The sequence below is a fragment of the Stenotrophomonas sp. 86156_Sma genome, assembly GCF_056481625.1.
In genome coordinates this window covers 531,172-546,495 of the sequence record NZ_CM151157.1, presented here as the reverse complement: position 1 = coordinate 546,495, position 15,324 = coordinate 531,172, and the positions used below count along the sequence as shown (strand labels likewise).

The 15,324-nt window shown below is 67.5% G+C and carries 18 protein-coding genes; 9 read left to right on the top strand and 9 right to left on the bottom strand.

Annotated features, from left to right (window positions below):
- Window positions 1-39: 39 nt before the first annotated feature.
- The gene (locus ACZK33_RS02465; RefSeq protein ID WP_423174444.1) at window positions 40-2,028 is read right to left on the bottom strand and encodes a hybrid sensor histidine kinase/response regulator; all 1,989 of its coding nucleotides are present in this window, start codon (window positions 2,026-2,028) and stop codon (window positions 40-42) included.
- Between the two features lie 244 nt (window positions 2,029-2,272).
- On the opposite strand from ACZK33_RS02465, the gene ACZK33_RS02460 reads away from it, so the two are divergent.
- Window positions 2,273-2,836, top strand: a complete 564-nt coding sequence (locus ACZK33_RS02460; protein WP_423174443.1) for a DUF3016 domain-containing protein — start codon at window positions 2,273-2,275, stop codon at window positions 2,834-2,836.
- Window positions 2,837-3,116: 280 nt separating this feature from the next.
- Here ACZK33_RS02460 and alr read toward each other — a convergent pair whose 3' ends face one another.
- The gene (gene alr / locus ACZK33_RS02455) at window positions 3,117-4,184 is read right to left on the bottom strand and encodes an alanine racemase (protein WP_423174442.1); all 1,068 of its coding nucleotides are present in this window, start codon (window positions 4,182-4,184) and stop codon (window positions 3,117-3,119) included.
- Complete coding sequence (locus ACZK33_RS02450; RefSeq protein WP_032128742.1) at window positions 4,163-5,467, bottom strand: D-amino acid dehydrogenase; 1,305 nt, start codon at window positions 5,465-5,467, stop codon at window positions 4,163-4,165. Before ACZK33_RS02450 ends, alr begins: the two co-directional genes overlap by 22 nt.
- A 149-nt stretch (window positions 5,468-5,616) precedes the next feature.
- Between ACZK33_RS02450 and ACZK33_RS02445 the strand changes: the two genes are divergently transcribed.
- Window positions 5,617-6,096 (top strand): winged helix-turn-helix transcriptional regulator, encoded by a 480-nt coding sequence (locus tag ACZK33_RS02445; protein ID WP_005407919.1) that lies wholly within the window; start codon window positions 5,617-5,619, stop codon window positions 6,094-6,096.
- A 56-nt stretch (window positions 6,097-6,152) separates the two neighbouring features.
- On the opposite strand, the gene ACZK33_RS02440 is transcribed toward ACZK33_RS02445, so the two are convergent.
- Both ACZK33_RS02440 and ACZK33_RS02435 read right to left on the bottom strand, forming a co-directional pair.
- Window positions 6,153-6,338 (bottom strand): hypothetical protein, encoded by a 186-nt coding sequence (locus ACZK33_RS02440; protein ID WP_049424811.1) that lies wholly within the window; start codon window positions 6,336-6,338, stop codon window positions 6,153-6,155.
- Window positions 6,339-6,482: 144 nt separating this feature from the next.
- On the bottom strand, window positions 6,483-6,860 hold the full coding sequence (locus ACZK33_RS02435; RefSeq protein WP_423174441.1) for a classical arabinogalactan protein 4: 378 nt from the start codon (window positions 6,858-6,860) through the stop codon (window positions 6,483-6,485).
- Window positions 6,861-7,000: 140 nt separating this feature from the next.
- Between ACZK33_RS02435 and msrB the strand changes: the two genes are divergently transcribed.
- The 5 genes from msrB to ACZK33_RS02410 all read left to right on the top strand — a co-directional run bounded on the left by msrB (window position 7,001) and on the right by ACZK33_RS02410 (window position 10,262).
- A complete protein-coding gene (msrB, locus tag ACZK33_RS02430) occupies window positions 7,001-7,468 on the top strand; it encodes a peptide-methionine (R)-S-oxide reductase MsrB (protein WP_005415117.1) in 468 nt (155 codons plus the stop codon).
- Window positions 7,469-7,559: 91 nt separating this feature from the next.
- Window positions 7,560-8,414: a flagellar motor stator protein MotA gene (motA, locus tag ACZK33_RS02425; protein WP_032128746.1), complete on the top strand. Its 855-nt coding sequence runs from the start codon at window positions 7,560-7,562 to the stop codon at window positions 8,412-8,414.
- A 3-nt stretch (window positions 8,415-8,417) separates the two neighbouring features.
- Window positions 8,418-9,356 carry a flagellar motor protein MotB gene (gene motB / locus ACZK33_RS02420; RefSeq protein ID WP_049398339.1) on the top strand — a complete coding sequence of 313 codons (939 nt, stop codon included), beginning with the start codon at window positions 8,418-8,420 and terminating at the stop codon, window positions 9,354-9,356.
- Window positions 9,357-9,484: 128 nt separating this feature from the next.
- The gene (locus ACZK33_RS02415; protein ID WP_423174440.1) at window positions 9,485-9,973 is read left to right on the top strand and encodes a hypothetical protein; all 489 of its coding nucleotides are present in this window, start codon (window positions 9,485-9,487) and stop codon (window positions 9,971-9,973) included.
- A gap of 13 nt (window positions 9,974-9,986) precedes the next feature.
- Window positions 9,987-10,262, top strand: coding sequence for a DUF4031 domain-containing protein (locus ACZK33_RS02410; RefSeq protein WP_004153991.1), 276 nt, complete (start codon window positions 9,987-9,989; stop codon window positions 10,260-10,262).
- 39 nt (window positions 10,263-10,301) lie between these two features.
- Here ACZK33_RS02410 and ACZK33_RS02405 read toward each other — a convergent pair whose 3' ends face one another.
- Window positions 10,302-10,844, bottom strand: coding sequence for a DUF6630 family protein (locus ACZK33_RS02405; RefSeq protein WP_005407911.1), 543 nt, complete (start codon window positions 10,842-10,844; stop codon window positions 10,302-10,304).
- A gap of 90 nt (window positions 10,845-10,934) precedes the next feature.
- Between ACZK33_RS02405 and ACZK33_RS02400 the strand changes: the two genes are divergently transcribed.
- Window positions 10,935-11,183, top strand: a complete 249-nt coding sequence (locus ACZK33_RS02400; protein WP_032128750.1) for a DUF3297 family protein — start codon at window positions 10,935-10,937, stop codon at window positions 11,181-11,183.
- Window positions 11,184-11,273: 90 nt separating this feature from the next.
- On the opposite strand, the gene ACZK33_RS02395 is transcribed toward ACZK33_RS02400, so the two are convergent.
- From ACZK33_RS02395 to ACZK33_RS02385, 3 genes are all read right to left on the bottom strand, one after another.
- Entirely contained in the window at window positions 11,274-12,923 is a 1,650-nt protein-coding gene (locus tag ACZK33_RS02395; protein WP_032128751.1) for a Na+/H+ antiporter, read from the bottom strand.
- Between the two features lie 117 nt (window positions 12,924-13,040).
- Complete coding sequence (locus ACZK33_RS02390; protein ID WP_423174439.1) at window positions 13,041-13,829, bottom strand: dioxygenase family protein; 789 nt, start codon at window positions 13,827-13,829, stop codon at window positions 13,041-13,043.
- A gap of 31 nt (window positions 13,830-13,860) precedes the next feature.
- Window positions 13,861-14,271, bottom strand: a complete 411-nt coding sequence (locus ACZK33_RS02385; RefSeq protein WP_075675478.1) for a DoxX family protein — start codon at window positions 14,269-14,271, stop codon at window positions 13,861-13,863.
- A 96-nt stretch (window positions 14,272-14,367) separates the two neighbouring features.
- On the opposite strand from ACZK33_RS02385, the gene ACZK33_RS02380 reads away from it, so the two are divergent.
- The gene (locus ACZK33_RS02380; protein ID WP_423174438.1) at window positions 14,368-15,249 is read left to right on the top strand and encodes a LysR family transcriptional regulator; all 882 of its coding nucleotides are present in this window, start codon (window positions 14,368-14,370) and stop codon (window positions 15,247-15,249) included.
- The last annotated feature ends 75 nt before the right edge of the window (window positions 15,250-15,324 follow it).

The following is a 15,324-nucleotide window of genomic DNA, read 5'->3' as shown; positions in this document are numbered from 1 at the left end:
GACCTCCTGCGTGCAGGGTCGCCGATCGGCCGTGAATGCTCAGTGCAGCGCGCTGTCCGCGCGTGGCACCTGCACTTTGCGTACCGCAGCCACCAGCTGTGCCACCGAGTACGGCTTGGCCACGTGTTCCTGGAAGCCCGACGCCAGCGCTCGGCGCCGGTCATCGGCACGTGCCAGCGCGGTCACGGCAACCGCCGGCAGGGTCATGGCATCCACGCCCATGTCCTCGCGCAGCGTGCGCACCAGGCCATAGCCATCCATGCCCGGCATGCCGATGTCGGTCAGCATCACGTGGTACTGCAGGTGCCCGGTATCGGCCAGCAGCGCCAGCGCTTCACCGGCAGAGCTGGCTGCCGACACGCTTGCGCCCTGCTCTTCCAGCATGCGCCGCAGGTACTCCAGCACTTCCGGCTGGTCTTCCACCGCCAGCACGTGCATGCCGCGCAGCGGATACGGTTCGACGATCACCGGCTCCAGGATCGGTCCGCTGATCACTTCGCGCAGCGGCCGCCGTTCGGCATCGGGAATGTGCTGCGGCAGGCGCACGGTGAAGGTGGCGCCGTGGCCATGGCCCTCGCTGGCGGCGGCGACGGTACCGCCATGCAGTTCGACCAGCTGCTGCACGATGGCCAGGCCCAGGCCGAGGCCGCCATGGCGTCGGGTGGTGGTGCCATCGGCCTGGCGGAAGCGGCTGAACAGATGATTGAGGAATTCGGGCGCGATGCCGTCGCCGGTGTCGCGCACGGTGATCACCCAGTGGTTGCCGTCGGCCTGCAGCTGCAGATCGATGCGGCCTTCGGCCGGGGTGAACTTGATCGCATTCGACAGCAGGTTCCACAACACCTGCTGCAGGCGGGTGGCATCGCCCAGCACCAGGCTGGGCTGCTCCGGCAGCTGCAGGCTCACGTCCAGCGCCTTGCCTTCGGCGACCAGCTCCTGCGCGCCGATGGCTTCGCCCAGCAGGTCGCGCAGGTCCAGTATCTCCACCTCCAGCTGCACCTTGCCCAGCAGCATGCTGCTGAGGTCGAGCATGTCCGAGATCAGCCGCTTCTGCGCACCGGCGCTGTTGGCGATCACGTTCAGGCCCTTGTACAGCGGGCTGGTGTTGTCCACGCGCTGCAGCAGCAGCTCGCTCCAACCGAGGATGGTGGTCAGCGGCGTGCGCAGCTCATGCGACAGCGTGGCCAGGAACTCGTCCTTCAGCCGCGCCATGTTCTCGGCGGCGCTGCGCGCGGCGCGCTCGGACTGCAGCAGTTCCTCGCGTGCCAGTTCGATCTCGCGGCGCTCGGTCACGTCCGGGCTGCTGCCAGCCAGGCCGATGAAGCGGCCCATGCGCGAGAAGCGCGGGCGCGCGTTCATCTCCAGCCAGCGCCACTGGCCGTCGGCGCGCCGCGCACGTACCAGCGCATGCATCGAACGCTGCGCCTTCAGTGCTTCCTGCAGCTCGTACTCGAATACGGACGCATCGTCTGGATGTACCAGGCCGCGCCAGACATCTTCCGGAACGCGCGTTTCGTCGCCACCGAAAAACTCGCTGAAGGCGCTGTTGACGAAGCGGGCGTGGCCGCGCTCGTCGAGCACCCATACCGGCATCGGCAGGCCATCGGCCAGTGCGCTGAAGCGGGCTTCGCTTTCGCCCAGCTCCACTTCCATCTGCTTGCGCGCGGTGATGTCGAAGAACAGGATGCCGACCTTGTCTTCGCCCGGACGACCAACGCGCACCGCATCCACCGCGAACGAGCGGCCCAGGGCGCGCGCTTCCATCTCGAACTGGGCGGGGCGACCACTGCGGGCCACTTCACCGTAGATGCGGAACCAGTCTTCCTCGTGGTTCGGTTCCAACGCACTCATGCGCTGACCGCGTGCGTCCTTCAGGCCGGTATGGCGCTCGAAGGCGTCGTTGACCTCGATGAAACGATAGTCCACCGCGCGGTCGCCTTCGAACAGCACCTGGATCACGCAGAAACCGGCGTTGATGCGCTCAAGCACGCCACGATGCAGGTCGGGTTCGGGCGCCGGCACCATCATCGGTGGGCGCTCCACGAGGGGCGGCAGTGTGGACAAGGGCGTCAGTGCAGGCCGGATTGGAGGCACAGCATCTTCCAAAGGGCGTATTCACAGCGTCAAGCGCCGTCAGTCAGGGTTGACGACGATGAATTGGCGGCAACCACTCTTGCGCATGACGCAATCTGCCATTGCGGCGCCCCGGCCGCAGGATCACACTCGATCTGTGATCAACATCGTCCCCATCGCGGGGACGCAGGAGACCGTCATGAAACGCTCACTCGCGATTGCCCTGCTGGCAGGCGCCCTGGTGGCGGGCGGCGCCGCCGCTGCACCGCGCACCGTGACCGATGCGGACGCGCCACGTGCGTTGCAGGCCGATGGCCCGGTCAGCGTGAAATGGGAGGACCCGGCCAAATTCACCGAGATCCGCCAGAGCACCAACCGCTTCGAGGCCGAACGCGGTGACTGGGTACAGCAGCTGGCCCGCTACCTGCAGACCACCGCTGCCAAGCCGCTGCAGCCTGGGCAGACCCTCGATGTCACCCTGGTGGACATCAAGCGTGCCGGTGACTACGAGCCGTGGCACGGCCCGCGTGCGCGCGACATCCGCGTGATGCGTGATATCTACCCGCCCCGCATCACCCTGCAGTACACGTTGAAGGACGCCAGCGGCCGTATTGTGAGCGAAGGCGACGCCCGCCTGAGCGACTCCGGCTACCTGCAGGGTAGTGGGTTGCTGACCAACAGCGATCCGCTGCGCTACGAGAAGCGCCTGATTGATGACTGGGTGAAGCGCCAGCTGGCCAGCCAGGCCACCGCTGCGCGCTAGGCCCCTCGGCAGGTGTCGACCCTGGTCGACACGCATTCACCGCGCCGGCCAAGGTCGGCCGCTACCAGAGCCGCGCATGACGACCGCTGCGCGCCAGGCTCCCGGTAGGTGTCGACCCTGGTCGACACGCATTCACCGCGCCGGCCAAGGTCGGCCGCTACCAGAACTGCGCATGGCGACCGCTGCGCGCCAGGCCCCCGGTAGGTGTCGACCTTGGTCGACACGCATTCATGGCGCCGACCAAGGTCGGCCGCCACCGAAGCCGAGCGTGGGCTCGGCGTTACACGTACACCTTCGCCACGCGCTTGACCGCGCACGGCAGCTGGTACGCGCTCACGCCGCATCGCGGCGCCAGTTCCGCCAACGTCGGCGCACTGCCCCACAGTTCCACCACGCTGCCCACCGCGGCCTGCGGATGCGCCGTCAGGTCCACCGTCAGCATGTCCATCGACACGCGCCCGATCAGGGCACCGGGCTGACCATCGATCAGCACCGGGGTGCCATTCGGAGCGAACTGCGGATAACCGTCGGCATAGCCGAGCGCGACCACACCCACGCGGGTGCGCGCCTTGGCCACGAAGCGTGCGCCATAACCCACCGGCTCACCGGCCTCGATCCAGCGTTCGGCGATCACCTTCGACTGCATCGTCATCACCGGGCGCAGGCGCTCGGTCAGTACGGTGTTGTCAGGCAGCGGATTGGCGCCGTACAGCATCAGGCCCGGGCGCACCCAGTCGCTGCGTACATCCGGCCAGCCCAGCAGCGCCGGCGAGTTGCACACACTGGTCTCGCCATCGAGGCCGTCGATGGCCCGCGCGAACGTCGCCGCCTGCTCGTGGGTGCGTTCGCTGTCCAGCTCGTCGGCGCGTGCCAGGTGGGTCATCAGCACGATGCGTTCGACCTGCTGCAGCGCCGACAGGCGTGCATGCGCCGCGCGGAAGCTGTCCACGTCCAGGCCGAGGCGATGCATGCCGCTGTCCAGCTTCAGCCACACCGTCAACGGACGCGGGCTGTCGAAGGCAGCGACGGCTTCCAGCTGCCACGGCGAGCCGACGGCGAACCAGAAATCATGCTCGGCCACCAGCGCCATGTCGCTGGGCTCGAAGATGCCTTCCAGCAGCAGGATCGGCGCACGGATGCCGGCCTGGCGCAGTTCCAGCGCCTCTTCGATGGTGGCCACGCCGAAACCATCGGCCTCGCTTTCCAGTGCCTGCGCACAGCGCACTGCGCCGTGGCCATAGGCATCGGCCTTGATGATCGCCAGGGCCTTGCTACCGCCCAGTTCACGGGCGAGCCGGTAGTTGCTGCGCAGGGCGCCCAGATCGATCAGCGCGCGGGCAGGACGCATGTGCGGTTCTCTTGTTGCGGCGCGTGACCGTACTGGCCGTAGCGGAAAATATCCAGGCCTTCGGTGCTGATCTGCGGCTGGCGCGCGCTCATCAGGTCGGCCAGGTAGCGGCCCGAGCCGCAGGCCATGGTCCAGCCCAGCGTGCCGTGGCCGGTGTTGAGGTACAGGTTGCGGAATGGCGTGGCGCCGATCACCGGCGTACCGTCCGGCGTGGCCGGGCGCAGGCCGGTCCAGAACTGCGCGCGCGACAGGTCGCCGCCCTTCGGGTAGAGATCGCTGACCACCAGCTCCAGGGTCTCGCGACGGCGCTGCGACAGCGACAGGTCGAAGCCGGCCACTTCGGCCATGCCACCGACGCGGATGCGGTCGTCGAAACGGGTGACCGCCACCTTGTAGCTCTCATCGAGGATGGTCGAGGTCGGCGCCATCGCCGGGTCGGTGATCGGCAAGGTCAGCGAGTAACCCTTCAGCGGATACACCGGCAGGCGCATGCCCAACGATGCGACCAGCGCCGGCGAGTAGCTGCCGAGCGCGACCACGAAGCGGTCGGCAGTTTCCAGCTTGCCGTCGATGCGTACGCCGGTGATGCGGTCGCCATCGAATTCCAGGCCGGTGATGTCCTGGTCGAAACGGAACTCGACCCCGGCATCCACGCACATCTGCGCCAGGCGGCGGGTGAACAGCTGGCAGTCGCCGGTCTGGTCGCGCGGCAGGCGCAGCGCGCCGACCAGGCCATCGACATGGGCCAGGGCCGGTTCGGCCTGGATGATGCCGGCGCGGTCCAGTACCTCGTACGGCACGCCGTACTGGGCCAGGATCTCGATGTCCTGCGCCGAGGCATCCAGCTGCTGCTGGGTGCGGAACAGCTGGGTGGTGCCCAGGTCGCGGCCTTCGAACTCGATGCCGATCTGCGCGCGCAGCTCGTTCAGGCAGTCGCGGCTGTACTCGGACATGCGCACCATGCGCGCCTTGTTGATCGCGTAGCGCTCGTGGGTGCAGTTGCGCAGCATCTGCCACAGCCAGCGGTACTGGGCCAGGTCCATGCCCGGCTTGATCGCCAGCGGCGCATGCTTCTCGAACAGCCAGCCGATGGCCTTCTTCGGCACGCCCGGGGCGGCCCACGGCGAGGTGTAGCCGAACGACAGCTGGCCGGCATTGGCGAAGCTGGTTTCCAGCGCCGGGCCGGGTTGGCGGTCGATGACCGTGACTTCAAACCCGGCCTGTCGCAGGTACCAGGCACTGGTGGTGCCGATCACGCCGCTGCCGAGAACTAGGACTCGCATGGGACTTCTCCAACCCGATCATTCCCTGCACTGGAGCGTGCCGGGACCATAATTGGGGAAGTATAGACAGCCATTCCCAGTTGATTTGCCTGATTTGCAATCAACCGGCAGGATGTTCCCCTGCAATTCATTCCCCAAGGTTGACGGCCATGGCCACCCGTACCCGCGAACTGGACAAGATCGACCGCAAGATCCTGCGCATCCTGCAGGCCGAGGGCCGTATCTCCTTCACCGAACTGGGCGAGCGGGTCGGCCTGTCGACCACCCCGTGCACCGAGCGCGTGCGCCGCCTCGAGCGCGAAGGGGTGATCACCGGCTACCACGCCCACCTCGATCCGGCGGCGGTGAAAGCCAGCCTGCTGGTGTTCGTGGAGATCAGCCTGGCCTACAAGTCTGGCGACATCTTCGAGGAGTTCCGGCGCGCGGCCCTGAAGCTGCCCAACGTGCTGGAGTGCCATCTGGTCTCGGGCGACTTCGATTACCTGCTGAAGGCGCGGATCAGCGAAATGGCCTCCTACCGCAAGCTGCTCGGCAGCACCTTGCTGACACTGCCGCATGTACGAGAGTCGAAGAGCTACATCGTGATGGAAGAAGTGAAGGAAACGCTGAGCCTGCCGATTCCGGATTGAGTCCGGAACGGTAGTGGGGCCAGATCCCGTGCAGCGGGCTCTGACCCCCGGGTCCGTCAGCGCTGCTGCGGATGCTTCTGCGAGCGCTGTTCCTGCTGCTTGCCACCCTTGTGCGGCTGCTGCGGGTCCATCTGTTGCTGTTGCTGCTGTTGCTGTTGCTGCGGGTTGCGGCCCTGCGGTTCCTTGCCGGGATGACGGTTCTGCTGGTTTTTCATGATCGCGATCCAGTGGACGAAGGACATGCGGCGGCGCAATGCCGGCGCACGGTCACGTTGGTCCCGGAACGGTTAATCGCAGGCGAAAAAGCAGTGATCTGCAGCGGGTTGTTTTCGTGCGTTCAGGCCGGACAGCGTGCGGTAGCCGCCAACCTCGTTTGGCACCCGAGATCAGCGCTTGATCTGCTGGCCATCGCCGGCCGGCACGCTGTCGTAATAGCGGCCGGTACGCGAATCGAACACGCGGTTCGGACCGGCCGGGCGCACGCCAGGCACGATGCGGCCATTGCGGTCGTACACCTTGTCGGCCGGCTTCGGCGCCGGGGTGGGCGCGATCTGGGCGGGACCGGTGGACCTGATCGGCTGCGCCGGCTGCGGCGACGGCAGGACCTGCGGCTGCGGGCGAGCGGCCTGCGGCGGCGGCATCACCGGCTGCGGTGCCACGGTGGTGGCACTGCGGGTGGCGGTCGGGCTCGACGACGTCGGTACCTGGGCCTGCGCGACCAGGGGCAACAGGGCCATCAACAGCAGGGAAAGGTTCAGTTTCATATCACGCTCCGGCGTGGATCACATTTACCTTGCACCTGCACCTGTGTGCCGGCCATGAACGGCCATCACACTTGCAAGCGCGCGCCGGCACCCCCACGTTTTCCGCCATCCCCAGGCCATCAACCCCACGGAGCGCCGCCATGACTGCCTTCGACCTGACGCCCCCCACCGCCACCCAGACCGAGGCGCTGATCGCCGGCCTCAGCAGTGAAGAGCGCCGCGTGCTGCTGCAGCACGGTACCGAGGCGCCGTTCTGCGGCGTGTTCCTCGACAACAAGCGCGAGGGCGTCTACTGCTGCCGGCTGTGCGCACTGCCGCTGTTCCGCTCCAGCACCAAGTTCGATTCCGGCACCGGTTGGCCGAGCTTCTTCGCCCCGTTCGACCCGGCACACGTGCGCGAAATCCGCGATACCAGCCACGGCATGGTCCGCACCGAGATCACCTGCGCGCGCTGCGGCAGCCACCTGGGTCACGTTTTCCCGGACGGCCCGCCGCCCACCTACGAGCGCCACTGCCTGAACTCCGTCTCACTTTCGTTCACCGGCAATGGCGAGCCTTGGCCCGACCCGTTGCAGCGTGGCGGCGCCGAAAGCGGCGTGGCGGGCTGAAACACCCCGCTGACCGATTTCACAGAATTCCCTCTTCAGAAAACCGGGCGACGGGCCGACAAGGAGATATCCCCTCTCCTTGCGTCGCCCCATGCTCATCATCGTTGGATTCCTGGTCGTCATCGTCAGCGTGATCGGGGGCTATCTCGGTGCCCACGGCCGCCTGGGTGCCCTCTGGCAGCCCTACGAGCTGGTCATCATCGGTGGCGCCGCGCTCGGCGCCTTCCTGGTCGGCACCCCGGCCAAGACGGTCAAGCAGACCCTGCAGGCCATGGTCGGCGTGTTCAAGGGCCCGCGCTACAAGCAGCAGGACTACATCGATGTGCTCAGCCTGCTCTATGAACTGCTCAACAAGGCCCGCCGCGAAGGCTTCATGGCGCTGGAAGACCACGTCGAGCGCCCGGCCGAAAGCGCGCTGTTCGGCAACTACCCCAAGGTGCAGGCCGACCACCACCTGATCGACTTCATCACCGACTGCCTGCGCCTGATGATCGGCAGCAACATCGAGCCACACGAGCTGGAGCCGCTGCTGGAACTGGAGCTGGAAAAGCACCACGCCGAGGCCATGGCGCCGTCGCAGGTGCTGACCAAGGTCGCCGACGGACTGCCCGGTTTCGGCATCGTCGCGGCGGTGCTCGGCATCGTCATCACCATGGGTTCGATCGGCGGGGATATCGTCGAGGTCGGCGGCCATGTGGCCGGCGCGCTGGTCGGTACCTTCCTGGGCATCCTGCTGGGCTATGGCTTCGTCGGCCCGATGGCAGCCGCCATGGAAGCGCGCGCCGAGCAGGACAGCCGCATCTACGAATCGGTGAAGACCGCGCTGCTGGCCTGCCTGCGTGGCTACAACCCGAAGATCGCGCTGGAATTCGCCCGCAAGACGCTGCCGTCGAACGTGCGCCCGGCCTTCTCCGATTTCGAGCAGCACCTGAAGACGGTCAAGTAAGCCATGGCCGAGACCAAGCCCACCGTCATCGTCCGCCGGGTCAAGAAGGCCGGCCACGCCGCCCATCATGGCGGTTCGTGGAAGGTGGCCTATGCCGACTTCGTGACCGCGATGATGGCGTTCTTCCTGGTGTTGTGGCTGATGGCCACCACCAACAAGAACGACCGTGCGGCCATTTCCGAGTACTTCCGCAACCCCAGCCCGCTGAGCGGGCAGAACGCCACGCCGGCGCCCGGCATGGCCGGCCCGGGTGGCGCCAGCACCTCGATGATCAAGCTGGGTGGTGCCACCGACATCTCGCGGGGCAGCAGCAACGATCCCTTCCAGAACCAGAAGGAAGCCGTGCCGCAGCCGGTGGACCAGCAGCAGCGCGACAAGCAGCAGCTGGAAGCGCTGATGAAGGAACTGCAGGAAGCGATCAGCAAGAGCCAGGCACTGGAGCCGTTCAAGGACCAGCTGCTGCTGGATCTGACCCCGGAAGGCCTGCGCATCCAGATCGTGGACAAGCAGAACCGGCCGATGTTCGACCTCGGCAGCGCCACGCTGAAGCCGTACACGCAGCAGATCCTGCACGAGCTGGCCAATTACCTGAACCACGTGCCGAACCGGATCAGCCTGACCGGCCACACCGACATCACCGCCTATTCGGCCGCGCGCGGCTACGGCAACTGGGAACTAAGCGCCGATCGTGCCAACGCCGCACGGCGCGCACTGGTGGACGGCGGCCTGGAGGACAGCAAGATCACCCGCGTGGTCGGCCTGTCTTCGTCGGTGCTGTTCGACAAGGCCGACCCGCAGAATCCGATCAACCGCCGCATCAGCATCGTGGTGATGACCCAGGCCGCCGAAGCGGCCGCCCTGGCCGGTGCCGGCCCGCAGGTGGGGCTGTCGGCCCCCGCCGCCGACCCGGACGTGCAGGCCGCGCAGGGGCCGGCAAAGTAAATGGTAGGTGCGGACCTTGGTCCGCACATCCGGGAAAAGCGTTCGGACCAAGGTCCGCACCCACCAGGGGCATGACCCGGCGCACCCGCTACAATGGCGGTCTTTCCGTTTCCAGGTGACTCCACCCCATGTCCCAGAACTCCAAGGCCAAGCGCGACAAGCGCAAGAAGCAGCAGGCCAAGCGCCCGTTCCTCCGCCTGAACGCGCAGCAGCAGGTGCAGAACCATGCCGTGCTGACCAACGAAGACGGCCAGGTGGTCGCGGCCATCGGCCTGCAGGGCCGTGAGTGGCTGCTGGCCATCGGCGGCCAGACCATGGGCAATGCCGAGAACCCGGTACCGATGCTGGCCATGCTCAAGCACCTGGCCAACGTGCAGGAGAAGGAAGGCCGCAAGGTCAACCTGGAGTACTCCGAACTGCTGCAGAAGCTGCTGGACACCCTGGCCGCCGAATCCGAGCAGACCGCCGACGAGTACCTGGACAAGCTGGTCGCCGAGTTCGAAGGCGTCGACGCTGCTGAGGGCGAGGAAGGCGAAGCCGCCGAGGGCGACGTGGCCGAAGTAGCCGCTGCCGAGGCCGCTCCGGCCGCTGACAGCGACAGCAAGCCGCAGGCCTGAACCGGCCGCGGCGGTGACGGTCTACGTCGATGACGCGGTGCATCCCTGGCGCGGACAGCGCTGGGCGCACCTGATGGCCGACACCCTGGCCGAGCTGCACGCGATGGCGGCGCAGCTCGGCATTCCCCCGCGGGCCTTCCAGAACAAGGCCAGCGGCGCCCACTACGATGTCACTGCCGAGCTGCGCGCGCAGGCGATCGCGCTCGGTGCGCGGGCGATTTCACGGCACGCCGACCGCGAGCTGGTCAAAGCAGTGATCGCCAACGCCAGGGCGCAGTACCGGCCGTAGATGGGAGCGCCGGGCATGGCCCGGCGCTACCGATCAATCTCAGAACGGGTCGCTGCCCAGCCGGATTTCCACGTTCAGCAGCGAGCACAGCGCCAGCATCGCGTCATCGTCGCGGGTCAGCGCCATCACGCCGGTGAAGCCGTCGCTGCCGGCATCCACGCTCCACAGCGTGTAATTGTGCTCGCGCAGGCGGTCGAAGGCGGTGGACATCAGCTGCACGCCGTCCAGGTCTTCGGCGAAGTCCTCGTCATCCAGGTCGCCGCCCCAGTCCAGCTGCAGGTTGAAGCGCGCCGACAGCTCGTTCACCGCCGACTGCAGCGATTCCAGGTCATCTCGTTCCACCTCGAAACCGGACTGCCAGGCGATGGCCGTGAACAGCGCCGGCAGCCAGTCGCTATCCGCTTCCAGCGGCTGCCCGTCCTCGGCCAGGTGCTCGCGCCAGCGGTTGAACTGCTGCAGGGCCAGTTCCTCGTCACCCGGGTTGATCAGCACCAGCAGGTTCCAGACCCGCGCCTCGAAGCCGTCTTCGTCGAAGTCGTGGATGTCTTCCTCGAAGTCGAAATAGTCGCTGTTGTCGGGCATGGCGGAACTTCCTCTGGGGCAGGCCGGCATTCTACGGTTTATCCTGTGCCGCTGAAGCCGGCCTTGGTGGCCGTCACTGTGAATGAAGCGATGAGCGATACCCCTCCCGACCACCTGGCGATCAACCCGGCCAGCCCCTTCCATGATGCGCAGGCGCTGGAGCGCGGCGTTGGCGTGCGTTTCAACGACGTCGAGCGCGACAACGTTGAGGAATACTCGGTCAGCGAAGGCTGGATCCGCGTGCAGGCCGGCAAGGCCCGCGACCGCCGCGGCAACCCGATGACCATCAAGGTCAAGGGCAAGGTCGAGGCGTATTTCCTGGACCAGAAGCCGGAATAACCCGCGCCGTGGGATCGGTAGAGTCGAGCTTGCTCGACTGCTTTGCGAAAGAGCAGTCGAGCAAGCTCGACTCTACGTTTCGGGGCAGGGTCATTCGCGCTTGCGCGATTCCAGCAGGTCCAGGTTGCGGATCAGGCGCCGCGAGATCTCATCGGAGATCACCCCGCGCCGGGTCAGCCGGAACAGCTCCTCGCGCTCGGCATTGAGGCCGGCGCTGCGCAGCTGGCGGTAACCCAGTTCCATGCGCCGCACCTTCTCCGGGTCCACGTCGGGCCCGTCGCTGTCCTTCTCCAGGTGGCGCTGGTACAGCAGGCTGACCCGCGAGGCGGCATCGTTGTACAGCTGCACGTTCTCGGTGTTCTGGTTCATCACCATCTGCTGGCGCATGCGCTCGACCCCGGCCAGCGCCGCCTTCGACGACAGCCGGCGCGCCAGATCCTCTTCCTTGCGCTCACCCGAATCGGACGGCAGCTGCAGGCCTTTCAACAGCCGCGGCAGCGCGATGCTGGCGCCCAGCAGCGAGAACAGGATCACCGATGCGGCCAGGAAGATCACCAGGTCACGCGCCGGGAACGCACTGCCGTCGGGCAGGAACAGCGGCAGGGTCAACACACCGGCCAGGGTGATCGCACCGCGCACGCCGGCCACCGAGGTCGCCACCACGATGCGCCAGTTCGGTGCCTCGCCCCGCTCCAGGCCGCGACGGCGCGCGCGCAGCAGGTTCCAGCGCAGCGACAACCACACCCACAACAGGCGCAGCACGACCAGTGCCAGATTGATCACCACCACATACACCAGCAGCCACCACGCACTCTGGTGGCCGGTCTCGTTCATGGTGGTGGTGGCGCGTTCGACGATGCCCGGCAGCTGCTCGCCCAGCAGCACGAACATGATGCCGTTGAAGCTGAACTGCAGCATGTTCCAGACCCCGGCGCGCTGCACGCGCATGCTGCCGGAGACGCGTCCGGTCAGCTCGACATAGCTCATCGCGATACCGGCGGCGACCGCGGCGAGGATGCCCGAGGCATGGATCTCTTCGGCCAGCAGATAGGCTGCGAACGGAATCAGCAGGTTGACCAGCATCGCCGCGCCCGGCTCTTCGCCGAAGCGGCGCCACAGCCAGCGCTGGAAGGTCGACACGCCCAGCGTCACCGCCACGCCCACGGCGAGGCCGGCCACCGCCACCCACACGAAGGTCAGCGAGGCGGTGGCCAGCGAGAAGGTGCCGGTCATCACCGCCGCCACCGCGAAGCGGAAGCAGACCAGGCCCGAGGCATCGTTCAGCAGCGACTCGCCCTCAAGGATGTGCATCAGGCGCTTGGGAATCGGCGCCTTGGAAGCGATGGCCCCGACCGCCACCGGGTCGGTCGGCGACACGATGGCCGCCAGCGCGAAGCACACCGCCAGCGGCATCACTGGAATCAGCCAGTGGATGAGGAAGCCGGCGCCGATGACGGTGAACACCACCAGGCCGAACGCCAGCTCGAGGATCGCGCCCTTGTCGCGGAACAGGCCCTGTTTGGGAATACGCCAGCCATCCAGGAACAGCAGCGGCGGCAGGAACAGCAGGAAGAACACCTCCGGCTCCAGCGCGTGGCCGCGGTTGAACACGCCGGCGATGACCGCACCCAGGCCGATCTGCACCAGCGGCAGCGGCAGCGAGAACGGCAGGACGCGAACCAGGTAGCCGCTGGCGACAACGGCCACCAGCATCGCCAGGACGACTTCAATGGTATGCATGCTTCTTCCAGGAAGCGGCGCGCGGGGAGGCTCGCAAGCCAGCGCCGGAAACCCGGGAAAAACTACCACACGCGGCCACGACCGCGACGGCCGGGGCCGCCGCGCGTCAGCCCCGGCTCATGCCCCGTCGAAGCGGTACAGGTCCATGGCAAGGAAGCCGGCATCGATACCGGCGTCGATGCGGCGTGCGCCGAAACCGCCCTCGCCGGCCGCGCCCATCGCGAAGAACAGCGGCAGCAGGTGCTCGTCGGTCGGGTGCGCACGTTCGGCGAACGGCGCCTGCCGGCGGTAATCGAGCAGGGCCTGGCGGTCGTCGGCGGCCAGGCGCTGCTCCACCCACTCGATGAAGGGCCGCACGTACGGCGCTTCCTTGCCGTCCTGGTAGTCGCCCCAGTCGTGCAGGTTGTGGGTGATGCTGCCCGAGCCGACCAGCAACACGCCCTGCTCGCGCAGCGGCGCCAGCGCGCGGCCGAGCGCGAACTGGTGCTCGGGGCCGAGCAGCGGCTGGATCGACACCGGCACCACCGGGATGTCGGCCTGCGGGCGCAGCAGCCGCAGCGGCACCCAGGCACCGTGGTCGAGGCCACGCTGCGGATCGAGTGCCACCGGCAGGCCAGCGGCGGCGATGCGGCCGGCCACCTCGTCGGCCAGCGCCGGATCGCCCGGCGCCGGGTACTGCAGTTCAAACAGCGCGCGCGGGAAGCCGCCGAAGTCATGGATGGTCGGTGGCTGCGGATGCGCGCCGACCAGCGGCTGCCGGCCCAGCCAGTGCGCCGAGGCCATCACGATGGCGCGCGGCGTCGGCAGGTCGCGCGCCAGCTCGGCCAGGCGCACGCCAACCTGGCCCGGATGCAGGGCGGTCATCGGCGAACCATGCGAGATGTACAGCGAAGGCAGGCGGGACATGGAATTCTCCAGTTGCAGGATCAGGCGGCGATCAGCGCGAACGCAGGGTCCACTTGCCATCGCCGACCAGGAACAGCACTACCAGCGCCAGTGCCCAGAACGCCGGGTATTCCCAGCCGCCGCCGGCATTGGCGAAACCGAAGCCGTTGGCGCCGTGCACGGTGACGATGGTGCCCAGCAGCAGCGGCACACCTACCAGGCCCACCCAGCGTGCGTAGATGCCCAGCAGGAGCGCGACGGTGATCACCAGCTCGACGCCGATGGTGAGGTAGCCGAGAACGCCGGGCAGGCCCAGCGACTCGAAGAACGCCGCCGTGCCGGCCGGGGTGAACACCAGCAGCTTGGTCAGCGCATGGACCAGGAACAGCACGCCCAGGGCCAGGCGCAGCAGGGTGGCGCCGTACGGGGCCAGCGGCGAAACAGGAGCGGTCGTGGTGTGCATGGGGAAACACCTTGAAGGGAGTGGGCACAGGTTATTGCGCCTTCGTGGACCAATAAATACGATGGATTGACCGTATTTATTTCAAAAGGCGCAACAATGGACACCCTAGAGGCGATGCGCGTGTTCGTGGCGGTGGTCGAGCGCAACGGCTTCAGTGCCGCCGCCCAGGCCCTGGACATGTCCACTGCCGGCGTCACCCGCCAGGTCGCCGCGCTGGAAAAGCGCCTGTCCACCCGCCTGCTCCACCGCACCACGCGCCGGGTCAGCCCGACCAGTGCCGGTGCCGCCTACTACGCCCAGTGCGTGCGCCTGCTGGCCGAGTTCGACGCGCTGGAGGCCAGCATCGGCGCGCAGGCGCTGGAGCCCTCCGGCACGCTGCGCATCAACGCACCGGTCAGCTGGGGCATCGCCCGCCTCGGCCCGCTGCTGGCCAGCTACCGCGAACGCTTCCCGCAGGTGGAACTGGACCTGGCCCTGTCCGACCGGCTGGTGGACATGGTCGAGGAAGGTTACGACGTCGCCATCCGCATCACCCGCGAGCCGGGGCCGACGTTGATCGCGCGACGTCTGGGCGAATCGCGGGTGAGCCTGTGCGCCGCGCCGGCCTACCTGGCCGCACGCGGTACGCCACAGACGCCGCAGGAGCTGCAGGCCCACGCCTGCCTGAGCTACAGCTACTGGGCCGCCGGCGACCATTGGCCGCTGCAGGGGCCGGACGGCGAAGTGAAGGTGGCGGTGAGCAGCCTGCTGCACGCCAACAACGGCGACGTGCTGCGCGAAGCGGCGATCGCCGGCATGGGCGTGATCCTGCAGCCCGATTTCCTGCTGGAAGACGCGCTGGCCGATGGCCGCCTGGTGCGCATCCTGCCCGAATGGGAGGCCTCGCCGATCGGCATCTTCGCGGTCTATACCAGCCGCAGCCATCTGGCACCGAAGGTGCGCAGTTTCATCGACCACCTGGTGGAGGCCGGGGTGTAGCCGAGTCTGGCGCTGGCCGGCAATCAGACACATCCCGGTCCTGGGCGAATGCCGGCCAGCGGCCGGCACTACCAC